Source organism: Microcystis sp. M109S1, assembly GCF_020247025.1.
GTDB lineage: Bacteria > Cyanobacteriota > Cyanobacteriia > Cyanobacteriales > Microcystaceae > Microcystis.
The window spans coordinates 1-2,814 of record NZ_JADBRW010000361.1; the positions used below are offsets into that span (position 1 = coordinate 1).

The window sequence follows — 2,814 nt, forward strand, 5'->3', positions numbered from 1 at the left end:
CCTCGGGATAGTTGGCGGATTTTTTCTTGGGCTGTTTTCTTTTCCTGCTCGATTTTTTTCTCTAATTTTTTCAAGTCTGATTCTTTTCTAGCTTGACTTTCAACTAGCAACCATCTTTGGGCTATCCCCCCATAGTTAGAGTCGGTCAATAAAATCAATAACAATTACAGGATAAGCGTTTAAACTTGATCGAGATTTGCTTGATTTAAATACAAAAATACTGAATATTTATCATCATCAGACCCTGAACGCCAGCAAAAGAAAACCCTACAGTCAAAGACCTTGTAATGATAGAATCGACAATGGCGACGGCTTGGCCATTAGTATTTTTTGCGTCGGACTAGCAGGAGATAAAAGCGTGACCTTTAAGATTGGTTTACTCGGTTTCGGGGTTGTGGGGACGGGAACAGCGAAAATCCTCCTTGATCCTTTTGGTCGTCATCCCGTACTCAAAGAGATTACCATTGGACGAGTGGGAGTTAGAGCCCTAGATAAACCGAGAGAAATCGAGCTTTCTCCCCATATTTTGACCACTGACCTAGAATCGATCGTTACTGACCCCGAAATTGATATTATTGTCGAATTATTGGGGGGTTTGGAACCGGCGCGCTCTTTAATTCTCCAAGCAATCGCATCGGGAAAGCACGTTGTTACGGCAAATAAGGCGGTTATTGCCCGTTTTGGTGATGAAATCTACGCCAAGGCTAACGAAAAAGGGGTTTATGTCCTCCTAGAAGCGGCCGTGGGTGGTGGAATTCCCGTCATTAAACCCTTAAAACAATCCCTCGGCGCTAATCGCATCAGCAGCATCATGGGAATTGTCAACGGCACAACTAACTATATTCTCACGGAAATGAGCCAAAAAGGGGCAGATTTTAGCGAAGTGCTGGCCAAAGCTCAGGAATTAGGCTATGCAGAAGCGGATCCCACTGCGGACGTGGATGGATTCGACGCGGCCGATAAAATTGCCATTTTAGCTTCTTTGGGTTTTGGAGGTCGGGTAAAACGGGAAGATGTTTACTGTGAAGGTATCCGGCAAGTTAGCGCCGTCGATATCGCCTACGCTGATAGACTGGGATTTGTGATTAAATTATTAGCGATCGCAAAAGATACGGTTAAGGAAGATTCCGATACCCTAGAGTTGCGGGTTCATCCGACCCTAGTACCGAAAACTCATCCCCTCGCTAATGCTAACGGAGTCTATAACGCTATTCTCGTCGAGGGGGAACCCTTGGGCCAAGTGATGTTTTATGGACCCGGTGCCGGTAGCGGACCGACGGCCAGCGCGGTAGTATCGGATGTGATGAATATCGTCGGAATTTTAAAAAGTAGTGGCAAAACCAAGGAACTTGACCCGCTTTTAAGCTGTATTCACCAGCATTATTGTCAAATCGCCCCGATGGAGGATTTATCGACCCGTTTTTATGCTCGTTTTCTCTGTCGCGATGTGCCGGGGGTAATCGGTCATTTAGGTATGGCTTTCGGCGACCATGGGGTTAGTCTAGAATCCGTGGTACAAATTGGTATTAGGGGTGATTTAGCCGAAATTGTCGTTGTCACCCACGATGTGCGCGAGGGCAATTTCCGCAACGCTTTAGCGGCAATAGAGTCTTTAGAAGCTATTGACAGTATTCCTAGTATTCTCCGGGTTTTGTAATTATAGAGATCGCTTTTTTATGGTCATGGGTCGGAGAATCAAAAGTGAGAAAAGTTGGCTAAGTTTCACTAGCACAATTTTGTTTTTTTGTCTAGGTTTTTTGACCTTGAATCAAAAATTAATTTTTGCCCAAGGGTCTGATAATGTTTGTCCCCTGCCGATTTTATCAAGGTTACAACGCCATAAAATCCAAGCGGGAGAAACAATCGCCTCAATCGCCGAAAAATACGCTCTCATCCCCGCAACAATAATTAAACTCAATCCGACTATTCTCAAAAATGGTTTGGCCCCCGTCGGGAAAGAAATCTTCATTCCCCCGATGAACGGCATTCGCATCGAAGCACCCCGGGGTTCCACTTGGCGCGATTTAGAAGCGGCCTATGGTATTCGTGCCGATATACTCTTTGAGCTTAACGGTTGTGGTCGCCAGCCGACAATAGTTTTTATCCCCGGCACCAATTGGTCCGCCGCCGGCAAGCGATCGGATTATACTGGATTAAGTTCTTATCCCTTACCCTTTGCCAGCACTGTCGGATTAGCCTACGGTTGGCAAAAAAGCCCCACGGAACGGAAAAATCTCTTTCATAGTGGTATTGATCTTCTCGCAGATGTTGGTACACCAGTTCTAGCCGCCGAAGATGGTCTAGTGATTTATGTGGGTCAGGAAGGGGCCTATGGTAATTTGGTAGTAATTAATCATTTAGGTCGCCGGCAGACCCGTTATGCTCATTTAAGCAGGGTTACAGTGAGAATTGACCAACGGGTACGAGCAGGAGACGTTATCGGTACGGTTGGCACCACGGGACAACCAGATATTATTCCCCCCCATCTTCATTTTGAGGTGCGCTTAGATACTCCCGTCGGTTGGACAGCGCAGGATCCAGCTTTGCATTTGCCCCAAATCGGCCCGCAATCAAGTCATACTAAATCCTGTTTAAAAGGTATAGGAGAGTGAGTGAGTGCCGAGCGGGGGAAGCAATTCTTGACCGGGTTTTTAAAGTTGGATTGGGAGTTAATCATCGAAAATTTGGGTCTGAAACCCCGTCGTTCTACGACGGCTTTACCGTTAAATACTAGCGCATTTACCAAATATATGCTAAAATGTGAGACATGGAAAAAGCCTATTCGTTTCGATTTTACCCCACACCAGAACAAGA

Annotated in this window: 3 protein-coding genes; all 3 read left to right on the forward strand. The window is 45.8% G+C overall.

The annotated features are described in order from the left end of the window. The first annotated feature begins 358 nt into the window (after nucleotides 1–358). On the forward strand, nucleotides 359–1,657 hold the full coding sequence (locus IM322_RS17885; protein ID WP_287675512.1) for a homoserine dehydrogenase: 1,299 nt from the start codon (nucleotides 359–361) through the stop codon (nucleotides 1,655–1,657). Between the two features lie 19 nt (nucleotides 1,658–1,676). Further along, the gene (locus IM322_RS17890; RefSeq protein WP_287675511.1) at nucleotides 1,677–2,612 is read left to right on the forward strand and encodes a LysM peptidoglycan-binding domain-containing M23 family metallopeptidase; all 936 of its coding nucleotides are present in this window, start codon (nucleotides 1,677–1,679) and stop codon (nucleotides 2,610–2,612) included. Between the two features lie 155 nt (nucleotides 2,613–2,767). Then, nucleotides 2,768–2,814 (forward strand): helix-turn-helix domain-containing protein (locus IM322_RS23475; protein WP_353737100.1); only part of this gene is annotated, 47 nt, incomplete at its 3' end.

What these genes read in the sequence shown, in the direction of transcription:
- IM322_RS17890 (WP_287675511.1), top strand. Translation starts at nt 1,677, where the DNA reads ATGGTCATGGGTCGGAGAATCAAAAGTGAGAAAAGTTGGCTAAGTTTC.